The organism is Streptomyces sp. NRRL WC-3618, from assembly GCF_001280005.1.
Taxonomy (GTDB): domain Bacteria; phylum Actinomycetota; class Actinomycetes; order Streptomycetales; family Streptomycetaceae; genus Streptomyces.
Map to the genome: position 1 here is coordinate 1 of NZ_LGDW01000202.1, position 2,424 is coordinate 2,424.

Annotated in this window: 1 protein-coding gene; it reads left to right on the forward strand. The window is 67.8% G+C overall.

Annotated features, from left to right (window positions below; all coding sequences use genetic code 11):
• The coding region (locus ADL01_RS19450) for a vitamin B12 dependent-methionine synthase activation domain-containing protein (RefSeq protein WP_053743292.1) at positions 1–2,424 on the forward strand (2,424 nt) is incomplete at its 5' end.

Below are 2,424 nucleotides of genomic sequence, written 5' to 3' on the forward strand. Positions count from 1 at the left end.
CGTGAGGCGATGCTGGAGGCGCGCTGGGACGACTGTGTGGAGATGGCGCGGGATCAGATTCGTGAGGGCGCGCACATGCTCGACCTGTGCGTCGACTATGTGGGCCGTGACGGTGTCGCGGACATGGAGGAGCTGGCGGGGCGTTTCGCCACCGCGTCCACGCTGCCGATCGTTTTGGACTCCACGGAGGTGGAGGTTCTCCAGGCGGGTTTGGAGAAGCTGGGTGGGCGTGCGGTCATCAACTCGGTCAACTACGAGGACGGTGACGGGCCGGAGTCCCGGTTCGCGAAGGTCACCAAGCTGGCGCGGGAGCATGGCGCGGCGTTGATCGCGCTGACGATCGACGAGGAGGGCCAGGCCCGGACGGTCGAGCACAAGGTGGCCATCGCGGAGCGGCTGATCGAGGATCTGACGGGGAACTGGGGGATCCGGGAGTCGGACATCCTCATCGACACTCTGACCTTCACGATCTGTACGGGTCAGGAGGAGTCCCGTAAGGACGGTATCGCGACGATCGAGGCGATCCGCGAGCTCAAGCGCCGCCGCCCGGACGTGCAGACGACGCTGGGGTTGTCGAACATCTCCTTCGGCCTGAATCCGGCCGCCCGTATCCTGCTGAACTCGGTGTTCCTGGACGAGTGCGTGAAGGCGGGCCTGGACTCGGCGATCGTGCACGCGTCGAAGATCCTCCCCATCGCGCGGTTCAGCGAGGAGGAGGTCCAGACGGCCCTGGACCTGGTCTACGACCGGCGTGCCGAGGGCTACGACCCGTTGCAGAAGCTGATGGCGTTGTTCGAGGGCGCGACCACCAAGTCCCTCAAGGCGGGCAAGGCCGAGGAGCTGGCCGCGCTGCCGCTGGACGAGCGGCTCAAGCGGCGGATCATCGACGGGGAGAAGAACGGCCTCCAGGCCGACCTCGACGACGCGCTGACGACCCGCCCCGCCCTGGACATCGTCAACGACACCCTCCTGGACGGCATGAAGGTCGTCGGGGAGCTGTTCGGTTCCGGCCAGATGCAGCTGCCGTTCGTCCTGCAGTCCGCCGAGGTGATGAAGACGGCCGTCGCGCATCTCGAGCCGCACATGGAGAAGTCGGACGCGGAGGGCAAGGGCACGATCGTGCTGGCCACCGTGCGCGGGGATGTCCACGACATCGGCAAGAACCTCGTCGACATCATCCTGTCGAACAACGGCTACACCGTGGTCAACCTGGGCATCAAGCAGCCGGTCTCCGCGATCCTGGAGGCCGCGCAGGAACACCGCGCCGACGTCATCGGCATGTCGGGGCTGCTGGTCAAGTCCACGGTGATCATGAAGGAGAACCTGCAGGAGCTCAACCAGCGCAAGCTGGCCGCCGACTACCCCGTCATCCTCGGCGGCGCCGCCCTGACCCGCGCCTACGTCGAGCAGGACCTGCACGAGATCTACGAGGGCGAGGTCCGCTACGCCCGCGACGCCTTCGAGGGCCTGCGCCTGATGGACGCCCTCATCGGCGTCAAACGCGGCGTCCCCGGCGCCAGGCTGCCCGAGCTCAAACAGCGCCGCGTGCGCGCGGCCGCCGCCGACACGGTGGTCGAGGAGCGGCCCGAGGAAGGCCATGTCCGCTCCGACGTCGCCACCGACAACCCGATCCCCACCCCGCCGTTCTGGGGCACCCGGGTCATCAAGGGCATCCAGCTCAAGGAGTACGCGAGCTGGCTCGACGAGGGCGCCCTCTTCAAAGGGCAGTGGGGGCTCAAACAGGCCCGCACCGGCGACGGCCCCACCTACGAGGAGCTCGTCGAGACCGAGGGCCGCCCCCGGCTGCGCGGCCTGCTGGACAAGCTCCAGACCGACAACCTCCTCGAAGCGGCCGTCGTCTACGGCTACTTCCCCTGCGTCTCCAAGGACGACGACCTCATCCTGCTCAACGAGGACGGCTCCGAACGCACCCGGTTCACCTTCCCCCGCCAGCGCCGCGGCCGGCGCCTGTGCCTGGCCGACTTCTTCCGCCCCGAAGAATCCGGCGAAACAGACGTCGTCGGCCTTCAGGTCGTCACGATGGGCAACCGGATCGGGGAGCAGACCGCCAAGCTGTTCGAAGCCAACTCCTACCGCGACTACCTCGAACTGCACGGCCTGTCCGTCCAGCTCGCCGAGGCCCTCGCCGAGTACTGGCACGCCCGGGTGCGCTCCGAACTCGGCTTCGCCGCCGAGGACCCCGCCGACGTCGAGGACATGTTCGCCCTGAAGTACCGGGGCGCCCGCTTCTCCCTGGGCTACGGCGCCTGCCCCGACCTGGAGGACCGCGCCAAGATCGCCGACCTCCTCCAGCCCGAACGCATCGGCGTCCACCTCTCCGAGGAGTTCCAGCTCCACCCCGAACAGTCCACCGACGCCATCGTCATCCACCACCCCGACGCCAAATACTTCAACGCACGCTGA